Source organism: Algoriphagus sp. (assembly GCF_039969895.1).
Taxonomy (GTDB): Bacteria; Bacteroidota; Bacteroidia; order Cytophagales; family Cyclobacteriaceae; genus Algoriphagus.
Map to the genome: position 1 here is coordinate 1,035,507 of NZ_JBDVMZ010000012.1, position 23,008 is coordinate 1,058,514.

Annotated in this window: 13 protein-coding genes; 6 read left to right on the top strand and 7 right to left on the bottom strand. The window is 42.4% G+C overall.

Annotation, left to right across the window (positions count from 1 at the left end; all coding sequences use genetic code 11):
- Positions 1 to 6 precede the first annotated feature (6 nt).
- From ABJH64_RS10625 to ABJH64_RS10650, 6 genes are all read left to right on the top strand, one after another.
- Positions 7 to 279, top strand: coding sequence for an anti-sigma factor (locus tag ABJH64_RS10625; RefSeq protein ID WP_348275452.1), 273 nt, complete (start codon positions 7 to 9; stop codon positions 277 to 279).
- A 2-nt stretch (positions 280 to 281) separates the two neighbouring features.
- Positions 282 to 854, top strand: coding sequence for a guanylate kinase (gmk, locus tag ABJH64_RS10630; RefSeq protein WP_348275453.1), 573 nt, complete (start codon positions 282 to 284; stop codon positions 852 to 854).
- A gap of 4 nt (positions 855 to 858) precedes the next feature.
- Complete coding sequence (nadD, locus tag ABJH64_RS10635) at positions 859 to 1,425, top strand: nicotinate (nicotinamide) nucleotide adenylyltransferase (RefSeq protein WP_348275454.1); 567 nt, start codon at positions 859 to 861, stop codon at positions 1,423 to 1,425.
- Between the two features lie 318 nt (positions 1,426 to 1,743).
- The gene (locus tag ABJH64_RS10640) at positions 1,744 to 3,036 is read left to right on the top strand and encodes a 6-bladed beta-propeller (protein ID WP_348275455.1); all 1,293 of its coding nucleotides are present in this window, start codon (positions 1,744 to 1,746) and stop codon (positions 3,034 to 3,036) included.
- A 276-nt stretch (positions 3,037 to 3,312) separates the two neighbouring features.
- Entirely contained in the window at positions 3,313 to 5,094 is a 1,782-nt protein-coding gene (locus tag ABJH64_RS10645; protein ID WP_348275456.1) for a glycoside hydrolase family 15 protein, read from the top strand.
- Between the two features lie 282 nt (positions 5,095 to 5,376).
- A complete protein-coding gene (locus tag ABJH64_RS10650) occupies positions 5,377 to 6,270 on the top strand; it encodes an N-acetylmuramoyl-L-alanine amidase (RefSeq protein ID WP_348275457.1) in 894 nt (297 codons plus the stop codon).
- Positions 6,271 to 6,761: 491 nt separating this feature from the next.
- Here ABJH64_RS10650 and ABJH64_RS10655 read toward each other — a convergent pair whose 3' ends face one another.
- The 7 genes from ABJH64_RS10655 to ABJH64_RS10685 form a co-directional block, all read right to left on the bottom strand.
- Complete coding sequence (locus ABJH64_RS10655) at positions 6,762 to 8,936, bottom strand: bifunctional alpha,alpha-trehalose-phosphate synthase (UDP-forming)/trehalose-phosphatase (protein WP_348275458.1); 2,175 nt, start codon at positions 8,934 to 8,936, stop codon at positions 6,762 to 6,764.
- Between the two features lie 172 nt (positions 8,937 to 9,108).
- Positions 9,109 to 10,449, bottom strand: a complete 1,341-nt coding sequence (locus tag ABJH64_RS10660) for a vanadium-dependent haloperoxidase (protein ID WP_348275459.1) — start codon at positions 10,447 to 10,449, stop codon at positions 9,109 to 9,111.
- A gap of 120 nt (positions 10,450 to 10,569) precedes the next feature.
- A complete protein-coding gene (locus ABJH64_RS10665; protein WP_348299464.1) occupies positions 10,570 to 13,866 on the bottom strand; it encodes a VCBS repeat-containing protein in 3,297 nt (1,098 codons plus the stop codon).
- Positions 13,838 to 17,137 carry a VCBS repeat-containing protein gene (locus ABJH64_RS10670; RefSeq protein ID WP_348275461.1) on the bottom strand — a complete coding sequence of 1,100 codons (3,300 nt, stop codon included), beginning with the start codon at positions 17,135 to 17,137 and terminating at the stop codon, positions 13,838 to 13,840. Before ABJH64_RS10670 ends, ABJH64_RS10665 begins: the two co-directional genes overlap by 29 nt.
- Positions 17,134 to 17,709, bottom strand: coding sequence for a hypothetical protein (locus ABJH64_RS10675; RefSeq protein ID WP_348335066.1), 576 nt, complete (start codon positions 17,707 to 17,709; stop codon positions 17,134 to 17,136). Before ABJH64_RS10675 ends, ABJH64_RS10670 begins: the two co-directional genes overlap by 4 nt.
- Before the next feature lie 229 nt (positions 17,710 to 17,938).
- Positions 17,939 to 19,429, bottom strand: coding sequence for a RagB/SusD family nutrient uptake outer membrane protein (locus ABJH64_RS10680; protein ID WP_348275464.1), 1,491 nt, complete (start codon positions 19,427 to 19,429; stop codon positions 17,939 to 17,941).
- 19 nt (positions 19,430 to 19,448) lie between these two features.
- Complete coding sequence (locus ABJH64_RS10685; protein WP_348275465.1) at positions 19,449 to 22,436, bottom strand: SusC/RagA family TonB-linked outer membrane protein; 2,988 nt, start codon at positions 22,434 to 22,436, stop codon at positions 19,449 to 19,451.
- Positions 22,437 to 23,008: the final 572 nt, after the last annotated feature.

Below are 23,008 nucleotides of genomic sequence, written 5' to 3' on the forward strand. Positions count from 1 at the left end.
TTACGCATGGAAATGAACGAAGAAATACCAGGAGAGCGCAAAATGCAGTGCGGTGACGAGAGCAAATGCTTCGAGCTATTAGAGAGTATTTTGGATGGGGAGCTGGAAGGTTCTAGCAAGGAAGTCTTGACGGAGAAGCTAGCCAAATGCCAACCCTGCTTTGAGCATTACCATCTGGAGCAGGCGATCCGTGATGTGTTGAAAACAAAATGTACCAAACAAGCTGTGCCAACTGAATTGGCGGATCTTATCCGTCAGCAGATTCAGGATATCAAATAGTCATGACTCAAGGTAAAGCCATTATTTTTTCTGCGCCGTCGGGCTCAGGCAAGACTTCGCTAGTGAAGCATTTGATCGAAACCATCCCAAATCTGGGTTTTTCTATTTCTGCCTGTACGCGTGATAAGCGCGGCAGACATGAGGAGCATGGCAAGGATTACTATTTTTTGAGTCAGGAGCAGTTCAAGAAACATATAGATCAGGATGATTTCATCGAGTGGGAAGAAGTCTATGCAGGCAACTTCTACGGTACGCTCAAGGAAGAAATCCAACGGATCTGGGATTCGGGCAAAGCCGTGATATTCGATGTGGATGTGAAAGGTGGTTTAGCCTTGAAAAAATACTTCGGCGATCAGGCGCTGGCGATCTTTGTGAAAGTCCCGAGTCTGGAAATACTTTCTGCACGACTCAATGAGCGGGGTACAGAATCCGAAGAGTCACTTTCCCGCCGACTGTTCAAAGCGGAGTTTGAGTCCAAGTTTGAGCCGCAGTTTGATGTGACGGTAGTCAACGACGAATTTGCCAAGTCATCTGCAGAAGCGAGGTACTTGGTTAGCGAATTTTTAGCTCGCTAGTCTAGTGAAGATCGGTCTTTACTTCGGTTCCTTTAATCCCATACATATTGGTCATCTGATCATCGCTGACACGCTTCATGATCGCACAGATCTGGATCAGGTTTGGTTTGTGGTGAGTCCGCAGAATCCCCTTAAAAAACGTCAGTCTCTCATTCATGAATTCGATCGACTGCGGATGGTGGAACTGGCTATCGAGGATAATTATCAGTTCAAGGCTTCAGACGTGGAGTTTTCCATGCCCAAGCCTAGCTACACCATAGACACGCTAGCTTATCTTACCGACCAATACCCACAACACCAATTTTGCTTATTTTTAGGTTCGGACAATCTCACGCAGCTGAAGCGATGGAAGAACTATCAGACCATACTGGACAACTATGAGATCTTCGTCTATCCACGACCGGGAGATGCGACGAGTTTTGAGCATCCAAATATCACGCTGATTGATGCACCATTATTGGATATCTCAGCCACCTTTATCCGTAAGTCCATCTTGGCAGGTAAATCTGTCAAATACCTGCTTCCCGATGGAGTTGCAGATTACATTCGGGATAAGAAGTTGTATTTGTAGGAAGCATTATCAATTGATATATAGGTATTTGTAATTTGAAACTAAAAAAAACTGTGTACATACATTATAGTTATATTTCTGAGGAAAGCTTGTGTTTTATAAAACAATGAGTTAGGTTGAAGCATAGATCGAGTGATCTTGGAGTCTGGCCAGGTTTCTTTACATCAACACATAATTTTAGGTTTGTGAAAAAGTTATTATTTGGAATGGCCTTCTATATGGGAGCGATGCTGTTTACGAGTTTGGATGTTCAGGCTTTAGAAGATGAATGTAAAACAACTGTTGTTACACAAGGAGAACTTATTACTGTAACTGTATGTGGCAGAAGAACAACTATTTGGGGGACAATTAAAGGTGATAGTTGTACTAAGCCTTCATCAGAATCATGTAGTTTTACAAATCTGGGAAATCCACCTGCTTAAAAGAATTAGGCATGTCATAAACTTGACATGCCTTTTTTTATTTTACCTTATTTATTTTATGAGAATGAAAAATTTGCCTTTCATAATTCTGGCACTAGTTCTTGTTTCCTGTGGCTATAAGCAACAGACTAATACCAATAATATCATATCTATAAGTGATACATCCTTAACCGATGATTTAGAATTAAATAAAATTCGCTTACTAAAACTAAAATCTAACACCTTTGCACAAATATCCAGTATTGATAAAGCTGTGTTTACTGCGGATAGAATCTTCATTCTAGATAAAATGATCGGAAATGCCATTTTTATCTTCGACTTGGAAGGAAATTTTATCAATCATATTTTCAGGATAGGGGAAGGACCTGGGGAATATAGAGATATTGAAAATGTTTTTTGGAATGCATTTACCAATGAACTAGTCTTAATTCCAATGGATTTTAAAAAGAAGCTATACTTTACCCCTGAGGGTAATTATTTGAGAGAAGAGTTTTATACACAGGAGATTGTTTATGCAGATTTGGTTTTTCTAAAAAATGGTGAACTGCTTGTCAATTACAGTTCATTAAATGCAGAGGCTAACGTATTGCTCTACCAAGATGGCTTACAAAAAATGGCTGCATTTCCATTTGACCCATTGATGGATGATAGCCCTCTGGATTATAGAAGTATAATTTCGAAGGTTGATGATCGTAATTATTTGGTGACGTTGGGATTAAGAGATACTCTTTATTCGATTGACATTCAGGATTATCAAGTTCACCCCAAATATTTCCTGGATTTTGGAAATGACTTGTCATTTGAAGATTTTAACAAGCAGCCCAATCCATTAGGATATTTCTCGAAAAATGATATTTATGTGGGAGTAATGGATCTTTTCCAGACTAAGGATTTTATTTCTTTTACAACCTTAAACTTTGAAGGCCTTCATGGCAGAATATTTTCTAAAAGTATTGGTAAAAGCTATTCGACCCAAGAATTTATCGAACGGAAAGTGGGGAAACTAGGGTTCGAAGGGGTATTAGGAATCACTTCAAAAGATGAATTTGTTGCCGTCCTTTCATCAGGAAAAGACGGTAAATGGGACTTTTCTTTAAACTCCTCGTTAGAAAAACAGTTTGCTGATTTTGGACAGGTAGATAAGGAAGAATTAATTCTAATGATATTTGAGTTGGAAGAGGAGAATTGATTTAGTAGACGTTGATTTTTAGATCTCTATATTTTAAATACTTCCTTCCTGAGGAGTGGCATATTGTATCAGGGCTAAGCTTTTTGAATTTGATAAGACTAAGTGAGGTTTTGTTTTTTGTTTTAAACTTTTTTAACTATCTACTTCCTACAGCTTAACAATTCTTCGCCTCTTCCGAAATTTCATTAAGGGACAGGATTTTTGCATACTATCCCCTTTTTTACTTTCTTGAAGATTGACCCAGAAGCCTGACTTTTCAAATCAAATCTAAGCTAAATGCAAAAACATACCTATGGAAGTGGCGTGATTGGCAACTGTGCCTATATCGCCCATGTGGAACTGGACACCAATATCAGCTGGATGTGTCTGCCAAGATTCGATTCAGATTTTATTTTTGGAGGAATGCTGGATAGGGAGAAAGGCGGAGAGTTCACTATTCACCCCGAGTCCAAGGACTTCAAGTCTAGCCAAGTTTACCTGGAGAATACCAACGTACTCAAGACCACCGTCAAATCAGAGGAAGGCAGTTATTCGGTGACTGACTTTGCTCCGCGATTTAAGAACTTTGATCGCTATTATAAGCCGCTGATGCTGATCCGTAAGATCGAAGCCATATCGGGTTCTCCAAAAATCAAGATCATCTGCAAACCTCGGGCTGATCAAGGTTCCAGGGGTTTGACAGCCAGTATGGGCTCTAATCATATCAGTTTTGCAGGAATAGGTCAAGAGTTGCGTCTGTCAACCAACGCGCCGCTTAGCTATGTGATTGATGAAAAAGCATTTCTATTGACTAAGCCTGTTTATTTGGTATTGACCTCTGGGCGACCACTCGAAGCTCCTATTGAGACTACCTCGGAGCGCTTTCTTCATGCGACTACCAGTTATTGGCAGGAGTGGGTGAAATCCACGAGTATTTACAATTTTCATCAGAGATTGGTATTGAGATCAGCGTTGATTCTTAAGATCCACCAATACGAGGATACCGGAGCCATCATCGCAGCCTCCACGACCAGCCTTCCTGAGTCACCAGGTTCCACCCGAAACTGGGATTATCGTTACTGTTGGATGCGTGACACCTATTATACCTTGACTTGTTTCAACTCTTTGGGCCACTTTGAAGAGTTGGAGAAATATTTTGAATTTATCCATAACCTTAAGCCAGGTGCTGACGGTAGATATCAGCCTCTTTATTCCATTACGGGTGATTCACTTTTGACGGAGGAGATTTCCGATTTGGATGGTTATCTGGGTGAAAAGCCTGTTCGCTTCGGAAATCAAGCTTATACACATATTCAGAATGACCTTTATGGGCAGGTCTTGGTTTCCTTGTTACCGCTTTATTCAGATCGACGATTTACTGAGGAAGAAAGAAGTTCCTCTAGACCTATGATCATGAATCTCCTAGACAAGATAGAGGCGACCATGGACGAGAAAGATGCCGGTCTATGGGAGTTTAGAAATTTGGCGCAGCAGCATTGTTATACTTTTCTCTTTCATTGGGCTGGGGCCTGTGCTGCCGCAAAAATTGGAACTCGTATGAAGGATGATGTGATGTATCAAAAAGCCATTCTACTTCGCGATATGGCTGTCGCCAAAATAGAGGAATGTTATCTTCCGGATCGAAAAGCTTATGGTCAAGCAATCGGCTCGACATACATGGACGCTTCTACGCTTCAGTTGATTACAATGGGGTATTTTGGAGATGATTTGGAGCGGGCTAATAATCACCTTAAAGCACTGGAGGAAGACCTTCTTGCTAAAGATTTCTTATTCTATCGCTACAAGCACATGGATGATTTTGGGGTGCCGGAGACGACTTTCCTGATTTGTGCATTTTGGTACATCGAGGCGCTGGCATGTGTAGGGCGCTTGGATGAAGCAGTGGAAGGCTTTGAGACGTTGGTAAAATATTCCAATCACTTGCAGCTTTTCTCAGAGGATGTGGATCAAAAGACTGGTAGTCAATGGGGAAATTTTCCGCAGGCCTATTCTCATGTAGGGCTGATGAATGCTGCTTTCCGTATCGGAAGGAAACTTGATAGACCTAATTTCATGTGATACTTATTTTTGAACCACAGAGTTCACAGAGGGTAACACAGAGTTCACAGCTTAGTGTTGCTCTGGATCTACTGAAGTTGGACTGGAGATAACCTTTGAGGTATAATCCCGAATGTCGTTAGACTCGGTATCTCCTCTAAAATTATATTTGTTGGACCAAAGAACCTTAGAGGTCCAAAAAAGATGTCAAAGGTTATTTGCTAATTCATCACTTTTCTACAATTGGTTTTCAGGCTTAGTACAATCCTTGTAGCTTCAAATTCTGATTAACTATTAACAACCATGAATTTCCATAGAATTTTATCAACCTTCCTCCTTATTGGTTTGATGGGGGCTTTTTCTTCCTGTTCCAAAGACATTTACAAAAAAAACAACAAGGCTCACGAAAAAGCGGTGAAAGCAGCTACAGCGTCGATTCAAGAAATCCCCAAAACCAAGGCTGAGCTCGATTACGACACGCTGAGCATCACGGATGAGTGGATAGGAACTACCAACTTCAGCATCAGAAAACCTAACTATGTGATCATCCATCATACAGCGCAGGATTCGCTTAAGCAGACAATTAAAACGTTTACCCTCACTAGAACTCAGGTAAGTTCGCACTATGTGGTAGGTAGAGATGGAGAGATCGTGCAGATGCTGAACGATTACCTGCGCTCCTGGCATGCTGGAAGTGGGCGCTGGGGAAATGATACAGATCTTAACTCGGCTTCCATCGGTATAGAATTAGACAATAACGGTAGCGAACCATTTACCCAAGCACAAATCGAAAGTTTATTGGTACTGCTGAAAAGGCTGAAATGGAAATATGGAATTCCTACTGCGAATTTCATCGGTCATTCAGATATAGCGCCTTCGCGCAAAGTGGATCCGAGTACCTATTTTCCTTGGAGAAAATTAGCTGAGGAAGGCTATGGGCTTTGGTATGATGAGGAAGTGGTTTTTCCAGTTCTTTCATCCCAGGTAAATAATGGTTTTCCCCTTGAAGGTACAGATGATTTACCTCAAGAAATGGTAGATCCAGTGCTAGCTTTGAGAGTCATAGGCTATAATGTGAGTGATCCGAAAGCTGCTATTCGCGCATTCAAGCTTCACTTTGTGCAGCGTGACATAGAATCGGAATTGACGGAAACAGATAAGAGAATTCTGGATAATTTGTACAAAAAGTATCTGTGATTATTTGCCGCGGAGCCCGCAGAGGATTACACAGAGAAGCGCAATGTGTAGAAACGATACATCTTTTTTCCTTTTGATGTATTGGAAAAGTTATGCTGATGCTGAAGTAATGTTCCGCTATGGACGAACTAGGGGTAACTAAAAGGATTATGATATGATCAGCAGTGCCTTTATGTACTGCTTTCTAATTAGGTAAAGATTTAGCGCTGTACCTAACGGCACAGCAATACCTTAATTCCGATAATTTACTACCCATAGGAAGCCCCGATGGAGCAGATGATTATTTTGACATGAGGGATTGTAGTCTGGAGACTGCATTGATTTGAATTCATTTGTTCGGAGATACACAAAAGCAGAAAACCACGAAGTGGTTAAACCATGAATAACCAAGGGTTCTCCAACTTATATGCTTGAGCGACCCTGAACGGTGTCTAACAAAAAAGGGCGAAAAATCTTTCGCCCATACGCTAAATGAACACCTAATTTTTCAATCATAAGGTCAGCTTTTGTAACAGCTGCCTCACTTGCTTCACGGATTTGATATTGAAATTGGCTTGGGTGTATGCATAGCCTACTCGGATGGAATAGGCATTTTTCGGCATGGCTTTGAATGTATCTTCATCTGTCCAATCATCGCCGATTGCCAGGATGAAATCATATTCCATCCCTTTCATCATCGCCGTAGCTGCTCTTCCTTTGTTGATGTCGGGACGCTTGATTTCCAAGACCATATTTCCCTCCAATACCTGCAAGTTGTGACCCCTAGCCATGTATTTCAGATGGCTAAACAGTTCACGCATTCTGAGATCACCCAGTCCGCTTTCCACTTTTCTATAGTGCCAAACAAGGGAATGATGTTTTTCTTCGATAAATGCGCCGGGCGTTCGAAGTACGTAATACTCCATTATTTTCCGGATGTCATCCTTCCACGAATCATCAATCTCCGCGTACAATTCGAAGTCCCCATTATCTTCTTTTCTTTTCACCCAGACACCATGTTCGGCGATCATATCGATGTTTTGACCTGCAAACCATTTTCCTAAAGTATCCTTATCTCTTCCTGAGATGATGACTACCTGAGAGATTTTGCTTAGTTCTTTTACAATTCCTCTGAGCTCTTCATCAGGAATGGCTTTTTGCGGATCAGAATGAAATCCTGTCAACGTGCCATCGTAGTCCAAGAATAAGATGGACTTTTTCGCTTTTTTGAAGCTAGCCTGGATCTCGTTCATCACTTTGGTGTCCACGTCTTTGGAAGTTAGCTCTTCTTGCTTTTGCTTCACATGCTCAAGCCTATCCATGAATACCTTCACCCATTGGAATACATCATACTTTTTCAGACTTTCCTGCATGCTATTCATTCGAGCTACTTGCTCCTCCTGCGGCATAGAAAGCGCGTTGAAAATCGCATCTACCACACCTTGACGGTCGTTAGGATTGACCAAGATTGCGTCTTGGAGTTCTTTGGAGGCTCCTGCCATCTCTGACAGGATCAATACACCGGTCTGGTTAGTTTTGCTTGCGACAAATTCCTTGCAGACCAAGTTCATGCCATCACGTAGCGGAGTCACGAGTGCGATATCAGACATATTATAAAAAGCACTCAGTTCGTCGAAAGGAAAACTTCTATAAAAATAATGCACGGGAACCCAGTTCAGGGTGGAGTATTCACTATTTATCCTGCCTACCAGCAAGTCAATTTCCTCTTTCAGTTCTTTATATGACTGCACTTTATCACGACTTGGTACCACGATCATGATCATAGACACCTTGCCGTGTAGTTCTTTGTGCTGCTCCAGAAGTTGATTGAAAGCTTGAATACGCTGGGGAATTCCCTTAGAATAATCCAGTCGATCTATAGTGAGGAGGAGTTTTTGGCCTTCTACCTGTTTGCCAAATTCTTCTACAAATCGAAGGGTTTTCTTGCTTTTTGCCTGCTTTGCGTATTTATCGTAGTCAATTCCCATCGGGAAAGAATCCACATTGATGATTCTATTTTCTGCTTGGATGTAGCCGCTTTCACTGGATAGACCGGTCAGTCTTCCCACAGCACTGAGGAAGTGCCGCATGTCATCGTAGGTGTGAAATCCGATCAAATCTGCTCCAACCATTCCTGTCAATAATTCTTTTCGCCAGGGAATCATCCGCATGATCTCGTAGGAAGGAAAAGGGATATGTTGGAAAAAGGCGATGGTGGCATTTGGAAGAACTTCTCTTAGCATTTGCGGAAGCAAAAGCAACTGGTAATCATGAATCCAAATGGTGTCTTCTGGTCCAGCTTTCTTCAGAATAGCATCGCAAAATTTTTGATTTACTCTGACATAGGCTTCCCAGTGCTCAGGATTGTACACCATGTACTGCGTGAAATAGTGAAATGCTGGCCAAAGTGTTTCGTTACTGAAACCCTCGTAAAACTCTTCCACATCTTCTTTGGAAAGAAAGACAGGAGCCATTTTTAGCTCATGAAGTTCGAGGATGATTTCTGCCCGTTGCTCGGGATCGTCCACGGTATTTCCTGGCCAGCCGATCCAGATGTTTTCTCCTTCTTTATAAATAGATCCAAGTCCTGTGGCTAACCCTCCTGCACTAGGCTTGAATTCAAATCGGCCATTTCGATGGCGTAAGCTGATAGGAAGGCGATTGGAAACGATGATGGTTTTTGACATACTACTAATAGGTTTAAAAACAAAAGGGGAATACTCCCATTCAAAAAGGTGATTGTTCAAATTACAAAATATCTCCAAAACATGAAGCCTGAAAAATGACAATGAGTGCCTTCTTCCCTCATGTTTCCTGAGGAGAAAAAAAAAGCATCCGGTTTCTCGGATGCTTTAGCGCTTATTTGCTAGCTAAGTTTTTTGCTTTGGTATCTACTTTGGTCCAAATAAATTCGGCCAAATCCCGACCTTGCGTAATTCCATATTCTATGGCTGGTCTGTAATGAATTCCTCCATAAAACCGACTCAAGGCAGCTTCTTCAGCAGCTTGAGAGAAGGAGCTATACTCTCTAACAGGAAGTCCATAAGCCACTTCAGAGCTGTCAACTAGATGAAACTCGTCCCCAAAAATTCGAGCCAACGTATAAGCAGAAGCTGAGGAAGCTACACTGTGTCCGCTGGTATGCTCAGGAAAAGGAGGGGTTTGCAACAGTGGTACCCACTGCTCATCGATGTGCTGATTGATGTATGTCTCAGGTCTGATGAGATTGCTTCGATATTTCTCATCCCAACAGGAAATAAATGCTTCATTCAGTGATATTCCCGTCATGGCAAATACCTCCGCAATTCCTTTCCAGTCTTTTCCTGCTGCTTTAGAAGCTATTGCTGCGATGCTCATCCAGTGTCCGCCGGGAGTTATTTTTTTCTCCGCAAACATCACGTGACCTTTTACATTCATTTTGTAAGGATTGCAATCCCAGAAAAGTGCTACATCTTTTTGCTCTTGGGTAGCCGCTCTGTCCATGTCATAGACTTCTTTAGCGACTTTGTAAAACTCACTGTTAGGATCAGTAGAGAATGGAGGTGGGGGTAATGGTTTGAATTGAGAAGCCGAATCAAGAACGAAGGTTCTGATTTTGCTCCAATGTGGTTCGATAGCCTCCATGTATGCTGGAGGAGTAGGTTGCCAGGTTCCTTCTTTGTTGGTAACCGTAAACTTCGGGAAGGAGCGACTCTGATGATAGTTGTCCTTGGAAGAATAGGCTTTGATGACATCACCCACCTCTTTGCCGAAGGCTACTGAAGCTTCAAACACATCGTCTGGAATACCTTTTTCTTTGAGTCTTGCGAACGTAGCATCCCGATGTTCGTTCATCATTTCCTCCGAGAAGATCAAGCCGGTCCCAACGTAGTAATAAGCTGCTAGCGATGCTAAAGGTGGATACACTTTTTCCGAAGGAGTGAATGTCACTTGCTCTGATCCATTCAATTGACCTAGCAGGGAAGCATAATTTGGATCTACGGAAGCAGCCACTTCATAGGCTGCAAGGGATGCGTAAGTGTAGATTCTAGCCGCTACAGGAGGGGAGAAAATATCGTGGATGATGACTTCTGTGATTCTATCCTGGGCTTCAGTGATGTACTGACCATCTGTGATGGCTTGGGAATAATCGACGGGCTCTGCGCAAGAAGCTGCAATCAGGAGGATTCCTGAAAAAAGCATGGATTTTAGAGTACGCATATTGTGAAGGGTTTTGAGAGTATAGTAGTTGAAATCGAGGTGAAGCTTGTGCAAAGCAGATTTCAATTGATTGGGTTTGGTGCCCAAAGCTATTGGAAATTAAGGAAGTATCCAATGATTTTAGTCAAGTTTGACCCAATAAAGGGGGCCTGAATTACTTGCGGCCAAAGCATAATATCGCTCGTTAACTTTAATTTTTGTAAGGATTCGTATTTCCGATTTTGAAGGAATTGAATGTACTACTCTAAGTTCTTTCCAGCCATCTTTGTTCCATTGGTAAGCTGCAAAAGCGGATGCTTTACTTAGGCCAAGATCGACTCTAAAACCTGAGAAATTACCTCCAAGGAGAACTGCCTTTTTGGATTCGTCCCAGCTTATGGTGAAAATAGGAGAGAGCTGAGCTTGATCCGGAAAAGGCTCGAATACGAAGCTTCCATCTGTCTGCTGTAGGTAAGCACCGGAGCGAAACTCGTATGCGGCTTTCTTGGATGCTTTTGCTAACTCATCAGCAGTGAACAAATCTGAAGGTTTGGTGATCTTAGAGTATACTTGGTAAGAAGTATGTTTTCTTTTGACTCCAGGGATCTGTTTGATTAGCTCATCTCGGGAAGCTAAAGGAACGAGGCCTTGCTCCATGTAATGAAAAATGAGCGGGTCTGCCTGTCCATTTTCATCCAAATCACCATGATAGAGCCAAACAGGTTTTTCCTGGCTGGCTTTCAGTTTGCTGTTGAGTCCGAGGTTGCCAGTAAGAATATCCAGTTTTCCATCTCCATTTACATCGCCGATAGCCACAGGTTGAATCCACCCGGCAGAGTATTCTAATCCTGGGATCACTTTCTCCCGAAGGGATTTTCCATCGCCATTTTCAAAAACCCGAATTCCCTGCCAGTCTCCTGTAATGATCAGTTCGCTTTTCTCATTCGCATCCAAATCAGCCCAAACAGCGGAGTTGATCATCCCTAGGTCTGTATTTTCCCCAAACCATTCGGCGGTTTTATCTAGAAATGAACCGTTCCCTTGGTTGATAAGCAGAGTGCTTTTTGGGCTTGCCCCATAGTCACCGCTCACTACTGAACTCCCTACAAAAATGTCCAGGTCACCGTCGCCGTCTAGGTCATGGATTGCAATCGTGGAGGTATTCTCGCCAAACTTGGGCAGCGACATGGGACTGAAGCGAAAATCTCCTTTTCCATTTCCGAAGAATATTCTATCGAAGTTGAACAGTGCACCGCTCGGGTGTTCGTTACCTCCGCTTCCTACGTAAAGATCGAGATTTCCGTCTCCGTCAAGGTCTGCGAACTCGGCTACGATATCTTCTGCTTTGGCGAGTTGATAAAAGATCTGATTGGGCTTTTCCTCAAATTGTCCGTCAGGAGTCTGAAGAAATAATGCTCCCGCATGATCTTGTGCTCCTCCTAGATATACATCATTCAGCCCATCTCCATTCACATCTCCTACAGCCAATGCTGGCCCCATACTCGCAAAGCTTTTTGGGATTAAGTACTCGCGCTTGGTCTCGTCTAGCGAATTTTTTTCCTGATGTGTCCAAGATATTTCTGGGAAAATAGCTGCTTTGGTTTCGTCTTCTGCTGCTTGAGAAGTTGGTTTTCCTTGGCCTTGAATTAAGGTAAGGGTTTGGTTGATTGATTTTTCGGGGAAAATCTCAGTAGCACCATCTGGCCAGCGTACAGCTATTGAGTCGATAGCTGCTGCTTTTCCCAAGCCAAAAACCAGCGTGGCAGAGGTGCCAGATTGAAACCCTCTAGTTCCAGCATACTGCTGGAAAATCGTTTTTCCTTCAAAGTAAACCCCAACTTTTGCGCCCATCCCGAAGGAGTTAGCGCCATTGGCTTTGAGGTTAATTCTAAGGAAGGAATTACCTGATTTCTCGGAGTGATTCTGATAGATGAAGGCAGGTTGATTTAGGTTGTTGATGATCAAATCCAAATCTCCATCATTATCTAGATCAGCATAAGTGGAGCCAGTGGAATAGCTCGGCTGATCCAAACCCCACTTAGCTGCCTGATCTACAAACTGAAGCTTACCTTGATTTTGATAGCTAAGGTTGGGTAGTTTGACTGAAGGCAGGAGCTCGATCTGCTGTTTCCGGATTTCCTTCTCGGTGAGTTTAGCAATACTCTGCTGACTGTATTGGATAAAATCCAGGTCATTTGGGCGCTTTTCAATACCGTTAGTTATGTGAATATCTGGTAGGCCATCGTTGTTCATATCGAAGATCAGCGGAGACCAACTCCAGTCTGAAGCGTAAACTCCAGAGAATAAGGCGATCTCAGCAAATCCATTTTCTCCTTGATTCAGTTGCAGGTGATTCCGCACATACTGATCCCCATAGCCAAACTGCTTCTTGATCTGATAGACTTCAGCTTTGTCTTCGCCCACAGATTTCATCCAGATTTCTGGAGAGATGGGAAGCATGTCTGTGGTAAAAATCTCCGGTAATCCATCTCCATTTAGGTCGGCGAGGTCATTTCCCATGCTGTATCGAGAGGTGTTGGATATCAAACTTTCCAGCGATTCTAGGAATGTCCCGTCTTGCTGATTGAGGTAGAGGTAATCATTTTCGGTAAAATCGTTGGAAACATAGATATCTGGCCAACCATCCCCGTTCACATCTTCGACTCCCACTCCGAGGCCGAATCCTAATATGCTTGAGTAAATTCCTGAAGCTTCAGTAACGTCTTCAAAGCCAATTTTTCCTTCGGACAGGAGGTTTTTGAAGAGTTTATCACCCAAGGCTTCGGGTATTTTTCTTTGATCTGCCCGGGTAAAAACCTCGGGTGATTTGATGGAATGAGTTAATAAGTACATGTCTAGATCGCCATCCCGATCGTAATCTAGAAATGCAGCTTGGGTCCCGAAGCCAGAAAAATCAACACCGTATTCATTTGCTCGATCTTCAAATTTATTGTCACCCAGGTTAATGTAGAGGCGGTTTTTACCAGCTAAGCCTTTAAAATCATCCACTTGAGAAACGTAAATATCCAACAAGCCGTCGCCATTCACATCGGCCATGGTGACTCCAGTGGACCAGCCGCCTTCGCCGCTTACTCCGGCTGATGTGCTGATGTCTTCAAATTGGAAGTTGCCCTTGTTGAGATAGAGGCGATTGGAAGTTTGATTTGCTGCGAAATACAAATCGACTAAACCGTCATTATTGATATCTCCAGCGGCAACCCCGCTACCATTGTAGAAATAGAGGTACTCCAGGATATTCAGTGAATCAGTAGAAAGTAGCGTGTTTTCAAATGTCACTCCTGTTTTTTCCGAAGGCATTAATTCAAAAAGAGGTTCTTCTGTCTTTTTCTCTTTGCAGGAAAAAAGAAGTCCTAGCCCAATCAGAAATGCTAAAGAAGACTTTTTCATCTCAATAATTCCAAATTTCAGCAGGTTCATTATTTTTCACTACCAGAAGCTTTCCTTCGCCTAACATAGAAAATGCCCTAATATCGCCATTCAATTGAAGCCCATGTTGCGCGTTTGGCCAGTAATCAAAAGTACCGTCGCCCTTGCCCAGCAGCACATCTCCGTAGCTCGCGTCGTATTTGCCGAACTCAGGCTTGGCATTGAACAAGTTTCCGCCCAGAATTAGATCTTGATTACCATCTTTATTCAGATCAGTCACTTGGAAGGCAAAAACATACGATCGTTGAGCCATCCTTGGGAAAGGTATCCATTTAAATTTTCCATTTCCCTCATTCATCAATACACCAGACTCCAGATTGTTGAGCTCGGAGATGATGGATTTATCAATTACTTCTGCTGGGAAAATGTCTGTTAGCGACTGATTATTGTAGTCACTGTACTTCATGTATTTTTTTCTGATCGAAGGGACTTGTTTTTCCAGCTCGTGCTTGAGCGTGTAAGGGATTTGCGCTTCGCCTTCCTGTCGAGTAATGATATGCTCCACTGCGCCATTTTGATCGAAGTCATTCAGATACATTTTGACTGGGTTCGTCTCCGACACCTTGAAGCGTGAGTTAAGACCATTATTTCCGAGTACCAAATCGGGTAACCCATTTCCGTCCAGATCAGCTATTTCTAAAGTTCTGTACCATCCTTTGAGAGTTTGCAATTCCGGCATTTCGATTTTTTGAAGCTTTCCACCGCTAGTTCGAAAGAAAATAGGAGCAAGCCATTCTCCCACGAGCACCAAATCATTTGAGCCATCATTATCCCAATCCACTACCTTGGCATCAGTAATCATTCCGATTTGATTCAGTTCGGGTGCAAGAGTAGCTGTTTGATCCGTGAAGTTCCCTTTTCCATCATTGACCCAAATGCTGCTGCTGGCAGGTGCTCCATATACAAATGGGACTAGTCTGCCGCCGATAAAGAGATCAGGAGCGCCGTCCTCGTTGATATCTATTACTTCTACTACTGAGCTGCTGCCGCGGTTAGAAGTGAGGCCTAGCTGTTGACTTTTAGTGAAATTCCCCAGCCCGTCATTCAAGTAAAGTCTATCTGCCAAGTCGGGAGACCCTAGACCAGATTCATTTCCACCTGAGACTACTAATAAGTCTAGCTTACCATCGGAATTGGCATCGAAAAATAGGGCGTCTATGTCCTCTGAGATTGCATCTTGCGCAAAATCAGGCTGGGTAGATAGCTTGTATTTCCCCGTTGAAGTGCCGAGGTATAGTTGTGCTTCGTAGCCTTTGGCTCCGCCAAAAAATAAGTCCTCGATTCCATCTCCGTTTACATCGCCTTTGGCAAAAGCTGGACCTTCGGTAGAATACATGTGGAAAGTGAGTCTATCCCGATCGAAGTCCACAAAGGGATTTTCCTGATGTGTAAAATCTATACTGGCTTTTTCTTCTTTATAAAAGAATGTGGTTTTAGACTTAGGGAAAAATTGCTCTCCATCAGGCATAGGATTGGATTCGGCCCACTTGACCTGGAGCAATTGATCTGCCTGGATGTTTTCAAGTTTGGTGAAACTCCCATCTGGCCACAGGATTTTGATCTCGTCAAGAACCGATAATTCCCCTAGCCCTATGGTTAGCTTAGGATCCACAGAGGATTCAAATCCACGATTAGGCATTTGTTCGGCATAGAAAAGTTGATCTCCAGCTACCAGTTGAATTTGAGTCCCGATAGCCTGTGTGTTTTTATCTTTTCCGATCAGTTGAATCTGCAGGGAATGATAGGTTGGATTCAGCGTTTTGCCAAGATTTCTGAATAAGGAAGCAGGTTTATTGACATTGTTGACGACTAAGTCCAGGGTGCCATCATTGTCCAGATCTCCATAGGCGGCTCCATTTGAATGAATTGGTTCTCCCAGCCCCCAAGCTTCGGCGGCATTTTCGAAAGTAAGGTCCCCCAGGTTTCTATAAGCATAATTGGGAATAGGATTGATAGGGATAGGGTCAATGAGTGCTTTGTAATCTACTCCTTCATTGGAGATTATTTTCAGTTTGGTTTCTTCATTGTCTATGAAGTTCAAATAATCCAGATCGGTGAGGTCTTGATAAATTCCATTTGCGACGAATAAATCTCGCCTACCGTCATTGTCCATATCAAAAATCAGAGCACCCCAGCTCCAATCTGTTGCTTCCACATTAGCCATTCTGCCCATCTCACTGAAAGTCCCATCGCCATTGTTGATATGAAGGGCATTTCTGGAATATTGGTAGTGATAGCCATGCTCCTTGTTGAATTTGAATTTGTCCCAATTTTCGAAAGTAGTCACCTGCTTTAATCGAGTGGGGGATTCTGGGAGCATATCTGTCACAAAAATATCCAGCAATCCGTCCCCATTGATATCTGCGATATCAGCCCCCATTGAGGCTGAGGAGATAGAGCGCATGGATTTCTCAAGTGACTCGGTAAAAGTTCCGTCTTGGTTATTGATGTATAGGTAATCCTTTTCGAAGAAATCATTTGAGATAAAAATGTCCGGCCAAGTATCCTGATTCACATCTCCGATGGTAATGCCGAGTCCGAACCCGATGATAGAGCCGTAGATTCCGGCTTCTTCGCTGACGTCTATAAATTTCCCGTTGTCATTTCTAAAAAGTTTGTCACCACCTACAGCATCTCTCTTAGGACGTTCGTTTTGCATCTTATTAAAGCTCCCGATAGCCTGATAGCTGTTGTTCAATAAGTAGGTGTCTAGGTCGCCGTCTTTGTCATAATCAAAAAATACCGCATGCGTGGAGAAGCCTTGATCAGCTAAGCCATAAGCCTCCGCTTCTTCAGTGAATGTGCCATCTCCATTATTGATAAATAGTTCGTTTTGCTTGTTGTCACCTGCGACATCTCCTGAGTTGCATACGTAGATGTCTAAATATCCGTCACCATTGATATCGGCCATAGCCACTCCAGTGCTCCATGCACGAGTGCCAGCTGTACCAGATGCTTGGGTTACATCCTCAAATTTGAAATCTCCTTTATTGAGGTAAAGCTTGTTTGGGCCGAGGTTTGCCGTGAAGTAAATATCAAGTAGCCCGTCATTATTTACATCACCTAGCGCTACGCCACCACCGTTGTAATAGTTTCTGTAAGTGAAGATGTTGAAGCTTTCGTCAAATGAAAGGTCATTGCTAAATGACACGCCTGAAAGTTCGGGAGAAATAGGCTGGAAAAGTGTAGGTGTTTCTGACTGAGGCGCTGAACAAGCCCAAAGCGTTGAGCCTAACAGTAGCCCAAGAATAATTTTTGTCATGACGGTTCTTCTTCGATTTTCTGCAGAACTTTTAAATCCACTATTTCTACTCGTACTACTGAAAGGTGCTTTTTGAAAATACGTACTCTTCGATTTCCTTCTACGCTTACATAGGCTAGTAAGCTTTTATCTTCATTAGCCACTTCAATAAACTCCGTATTGTACCAATCCTGAAGCAAGGATACCACGTCAGATCTCAAATTTTCTGCAGAAAGCTCTTCGTTCCAAGGTGCCCATCCCAGGTAGGTGAATTCCACTGGCATCAAGTAGAGCTGATCATCTTCGAATTTTGGATAAAACCTCATTTTGGCGGTGTTCCCAGAAGGAAGTGCAGCGTCATATTCTACAGAGAGTTCCGTGGGGCCATTGGTAAGAACGCCTTCCTTATTTAACTCCCAGCACGTCTCATAGAATTCTTTTCGCGTCATTCCTAGCTTCAATCCAAGAAAGAGTTCATCTACCTGTTTTCCTGAGGAGAGTTCTTTTTCCACCATTTTTTGATAATCAGACTTACAAGAAGTAATACCTAAAACAAAGAAAATGGTAATACGAAATAGTAGGTGGGTGTTCATGTTTTGTCTATAGGGCATGGCTTTTCTAGTAAGACCTAGTCCTTCTAGCCACATAAAATAAGAAGTAGGTCTCAGAAGCTTGACGTATGGATTCAGAATTCAAACTTAACTTTCCTAAAGCTAGAAAGTATTCACTTATCCGGAAAGATAAGGATTTGGTATGGGTAGGTTTGAAAAAAGGAAGTGCGCTTTCGTACACTTCCTTTGAGTTCAATCGATAAAGATTCTATTAATAACCTGGGTTCTGAGTCAGGTTAGGGTTAGCGTTGATCTGCTGCAATGGAATTGGAAACAGAGTTCTGAATGGTTGAGAAGGATTTTTTTCCCACCAAGCCTCAGTCCATTTGCCAAATCGAATCATGTCAGTTCTTCTAGAAGCTTCAGCGAATAATTCTAGACCTCTTTCATCGAAGATATTATCCAAGGTAAGAGCTGTGTAGTTAGGCATGTTTGCACGAGCTCTGACTTGATTTATGGCGGTCAAGGCTACAGCGGTTTTACCTTGACGGAAGGCAGCTTCTGCTTTGGTCAGGATAATATCTGATAATCTGATCAATGGGTAATCATTGCTTAGGTTTGCAGGTGTTCCTGGTGCAAATTCATATTTCCCCACTCTTGCTCCAGACTGTCTCAGTGCATTTGGCTCCAGCATGTTGATGAATGGAGTAAATGTCAATGGCGGTCCATCAGGATCACTGGCTTCAGCAGAAATGTCATTCAGACGAGTTCCATCTGCTGCAAACTGCGGTCCTACTATGAAACTTTGTTTTCTGACATCGTTTTCCTCAAACCCATTGTAAAACTCTTCCAAAGTTGCATAGCCATTCCATGGTTGCTCCTGAAGATCATACGTGTTTTGGCTTAAGTAATGAAGCGTCATCTGCACAAGATTGAAACCACCCGCATTGTTCTCATCGTATGGCAATGTCAAGATGTTTTCTGTTGACCCACCATTTCTGGTAGAAAAATTACTGAAGAAATTAGAGGACAAAGAGTACATGCCGCTATTGATAACTTCATCTGCCGCTGCTTCTGCATCTGCCCATCTAGGAGTTCCTGTATAGACTTCTGCATTAAGGTACAACTTGGCTAGCATTGCCTGCGCAGTGTAGTAATTGATGGTGGTTTTGGTGTTAGTTTTCACCAAAAGATCCATATTGTCCTTGATAGAAGATTCTATGAATGCGAATACCTCTTGTCTTGAATTGTTGGTAGGGTTACCGCCTGAGCTCTCTTCAGTGATGATAGGCACGTTTCCAAAGCTATCGATTAGCCATAGGTAAGTCAGTGCACGAAGAACTTTCAACTCCGCACCAAGTGCCTCTACATCAGGAAAGCTGATAAGCAAGTTGTTGATTTCCCCTATTGCCGTAAAGCAATAGTTCCAAGAGTTGTTGAATGCTTCGTCAGAAGGTTCCCATGTATGTCTGTGCATTCTGAGCCAAAGTCCTCCATCTTGCCAGTCAGCTCCTTTCTGAGCAATAACCATTTCGTCTGAAGAGACTTCATGGATAGACCATATACCATTGTGTCCACCCCAACCGCCTACTATTCTAGAGTAAGCAGAAGCTTTGAGTACGTTAATTAATTCTGGATTGTCGCTATTTGCCACATCCTCTGGAGTGACTCCGTCGAGTACCTCCTGATCTAGTTCCCAGCATGATCCCAATAAGAACACCATTGGCACCACCAGACAGATTTTACTTATATATTTTAACATGGCTCTGTTTTTAAATTGATTATTTAAAATTTAATGTCACTCCCATCGTGAAAGATCTAGTTTGGAAATACGTATTTCTTCGCTCGATACCTGGTGATAAAGAGGTGGTGAATCCATCTCCGTTTTCAGAGTCGGTGATTCGTACTTCCGGGTCGATACCAGTGTAATTTGTAATTGTGAACAAATTTTGAGCAGCGAAGTAAACTCTAAGTGAGTTAACGTTTGCAGATTTTGTAGGTATGTTATAACCAAGTTCTAAGTTGTCTAGTCGGACGAAAGAGGCATCCTCTACATACGAACTGTTGAAGGTAGGCGCTGAAGTCACCAGTGGTGATTGTGGCGTTTTATCTGTCACCACAGAATTCCAAGTGTTGGAAGCAGCATCTGCATTCTCATAGAATCCTCTATAAGAATTATACAAGTCGTGTCCCCATGCTCCTCTGAAGAAGAAGCTTAGGTTCCAAGCGCCATAAGTGAAGTTGTTAGCAAATCCAAACTCTCCTTTTGGAAGACCATTGCCTAATTTCTCAAATTCATTAGGATTGGTAGTTGAGAGAATATACTCTCCTCCATCAGTAAGTCCAAGAAGTCTTGGTCCATAGAAATCACCCAATGTTTCTCCAACTCTGTTGTAGATCATCGGGTTGTTATTTTGACCTGGAGAACCTGGTGTAGCGAATCTCAACTCGTCAAATCCTAACTCACCTGCAGATAAACTTTCAATTGTAGTCTTGTCATAGATGGTGAAGTTCAAGTTTGGCGTCCAATTGACAGGGCCTAATTCTATGTTTCGAACTCCAACAGAAAACTCAAAGCCCGCAGCTCTCAAATCTGCCAAATTCACCCAAGTAGAAGATGCTGTATTGAATCTTCCTGGATCAAATGGGTTAGGAGCTCCAGTAGCTACTGGCACGTTGAATAAGAGGTCAGAAATATTCCTCACGTAATAGTCCATGCTACCCGTCACTTTATCATTCCAAAGTCCGAAGTCTATACCAAAATTCATTTCTTGCTTAGTCTCCCACTTTAAGTCTTTGTTCGGGTTTGAATTTTGCACAATACCCACATACAAATCGTTTTGAGTAAGTGGATCTCCGTCTAGATCTACTCTGTTTCCATTACCAAATACACCAAGTGCCAAGGTAGGAGAAGGAGGGAGGTTACCGGTGATACCAAAAGAAGCTCTAGGCTTGAACTGACTTAGAATCCCCATATTGAATATCTGGGTGAAATCTGCCCCTATACTTAGCGCTGGGAAAACACCAGTTTGGTTGTTTTCTCCAAAACCAGAATAAGTCTCTGCTCTCACAGAAGCGGAGAAGAAGTAAGTATTATTGTAGTTGAAATTAGCTCTTCCAAAAAGGGAGTTCAGTTGATCTTCATTTGCAAAGGAAGATACATTCGTGTTGTTACCTAGACGAATAGAACCTGCTCCAAGATTATTCCATCCTAGATCGAAGAGGTACTGTCTTACCCGAGCATTGAACCCTTGATTCTTAGTAGATTGAAAAGCTGCCCCTCCTAAGAGTGTCATATTCAATCTATCAGTAATGTCTTCTTCAAACCTTAAGGTAGTTTCAAAGATTTTTTGCTGTCTGTCAAAGGTGTTTCTTTCAGCAGACCCTTTGGAACCGAAGCCCACTTGGTAATCCTGTCTTGACCAGAATCCACCTGATAGTGTATTCGTTCTGTCCTCGGAATACTGAGCACTCAAGGTCAAATTAGGGAGGAAGTCATACTCAGCTCTGTAGGAAAGCAAGGCAGTCTTAGTCTCACCTACGAACTTTTGCTGATTGGCAAGTGCCACAGGATTGTAGAAATCGAACAAGTCTCTTTGGAAGTAGCCACCAAAACGATTATCGGGATCTTCCTCAAAGATGGGAGCAGTTGGATTGTAAAGCGTTGCATATCTGAACGCCGCATCGTTGATAGATTCTGAGTCAATGGTTGAAAAAGAAAGGTTCACATTGAATCGCAATTTGTTGTCTAATGCACCTTGGGATAAATTCAATCTAGTGTTTAGACGCTGATTGTTCGTTCCATCTACTATACCTTGATTATCTCGGTAGTTCACAGAGGCCATATAATTGGTATTATTGAACCCGCCAGATATAGTAGCATTGGTAGTATAAGAAAACGAATCACTGATCAGCTCATCTCTCCAGTCAGTTTCGCTTCCAAAATCTGCACCGCCTCTTTCTACAAATTCCTCAGCTGAAAGAATAGGGATAAGATTAGTAGCTTGATTAAGTGTACCAAAGGTGTTGATCGCGACGTTGGTTCTGCCTTCCTTATTTCCTTGGCGAGTGGTAGTGATCAAAATCACACCAGAAGATCCTCTTGCTCCATAAATGGCTGCTGCAGACCCGTCTTTCAACACGTCAATAGACTGAATGTCATTAGGATCGACGTTGTCTAGGTTAGCTCCGATTACTCCGTCTAATACGATAAGCGGGGCTGAGTTGGCACCAAAAGTTGAAAGACCTCTGAGACGCACTTGAAAACCTGCATTAGGGTTTCCTCCTGGTCTTGTGATTGACAATCCTGCCACTTTACCTTGAAGCAATTGAGCAGGGTTAGAGATATTTCCTTTGTTGAAATCTTCAGGTTTTACACCTACCACTGCCGAGGTGATTTCTTTCTTGTCCTGCGAACCATATCCAATAACCACCGCTTCTTCTAGGCTTTGAATATCCTCTTGAAGATTTACAGTGATGTTCGATTGATTGCCGACTTCTACCTCTTGCGTAAGATATCCCACAAAAGAGACTACAAGAACTTGATCTCCAGGCTGAAGGTCAATAGAAAACTTCCCATCCAAATCAGTGGCTACGCCACGCGTGGTACCTTTGACAAGAATGGTCGCTCCAGGTACTGATTCCCCAAGTACTGGATCCATGACCGTTCCTGTCACCGTTCTACTTTGGGCGTTCACTACGAGGGTAGCGCAAAATAGTAGCGCTATAGCAAGTAGAAACGTCTTTTGTTTTAGTAAATAGTTTCTCATAGGGTTTGATTGTTTGTTTATTTGAAATACTCATTCCAATTGTATTCCGAATCGAAAATGGGCCATTATTTTTAATTTTGCAATTGTTAACATTTCGGCTATTTGAGAATTGTAAAACTCGATTTAACAGAATATTGTTTTATTTATTGATTTGCCAGTTATTTCGCTAATATTATGTGAAATTGGCAACGGAAATCGTTTTCCATTTTCGAAAAGTCATGAATTCTTCTTTTTTTTAAAAAATCGGAAAAAATATTGTTTTCGTTGAAGCCAAATTTTTCCTAGGAAATACATTTTTAAAAATTTTGCAAAAGTTGTCAATCATTCTAAAAATTCAAGGAAAGGAATTTATAAAATATGATGATCCACAATCTTGCCGGTACCCAAAATTGTCTTGCTCGTCCCGACTGAAATCCGAAGACCGGTGGCCGAAATGGCAGCGATTCTTAAGTTGACCAGATATTGATTTTCCATCAAGCTCTTTACGGGTATCAAAGCACATATTCACGTTATAGAATTTGATGATTGGGAATGATTGAAAGTAGCCTGATTTGTTGGCTTTTTTGGTTTCG

What these genes read in the sequence shown, in the direction of transcription:
- ABJH64_RS10625 (WP_348275452.1), top strand. Translation starts at nt 7, where the DNA reads ATGGAAATGAACGAAGAAATACCAGGAGAGCGCAAAATGCAGTGCGGT.
- gmk (WP_348275453.1), top strand. Translation starts at nt 282, where the DNA reads ATGACTCAAGGTAAAGCCATTATTTTTTCTGCGCCGTCGGGCTCAGGC.
- ABJH64_RS10645 (WP_348275456.1), top strand. Translation starts at nt 3,313, where the DNA reads ATGCAAAAACATACCTATGGAAGTGGCGTGATTGGCAACTGTGCCTAT.
- ABJH64_RS10650 (WP_348275457.1), top strand. Translation starts at nt 5,377, where the DNA reads ATGAATTTCCATAGAATTTTATCAACCTTCCTCCTTATTGGTTTGATG.
- ABJH64_RS10655 (WP_348275458.1), bottom strand. Translation starts at nt 8,936, where the DNA reads ATGTCAAAAACCATCATCGTTTCCAATCGCCTTCCTATCAGCTTACGC.
- ABJH64_RS10660 (WP_348275459.1), bottom strand. Translation starts at nt 10,449, where the DNA reads ATGCGTACTCTAAAATCCATGCTTTTTTCAGGAATCCTCCTGATTGCA.
- ABJH64_RS10665 (WP_348299464.1), bottom strand. Translation starts at nt 13,866, where the DNA reads ATGAACCTGCTGAAATTTGGAATTATTGAGATGAAAAAGTCTTCTTTA.
- ABJH64_RS10670 (WP_348275461.1), bottom strand. Translation starts at nt 17,137, where the DNA reads ATGACAAAAATTATTCTTGGGCTACTGTTAGGCTCAACGCTTTGGGCT.
- ABJH64_RS10675 (WP_348335066.1), bottom strand. Translation starts at nt 17,709, where the DNA reads ATGAACACCCACCTACTATTTCGTATTACCATTTTCTTTGTTTTAGGT.
- ABJH64_RS10680 (WP_348275464.1), bottom strand. Translation starts at nt 19,429, where the DNA reads ATGTTAAAATATATAAGTAAAATCTGTCTGGTGGTGCCAATGGTGTTC.
- ABJH64_RS10685 (WP_348275465.1), bottom strand. Translation starts at nt 22,436, where the DNA reads ATGAGAAACTATTTACTAAAACAAAAGACGTTTCTACTTGCTATAGCG.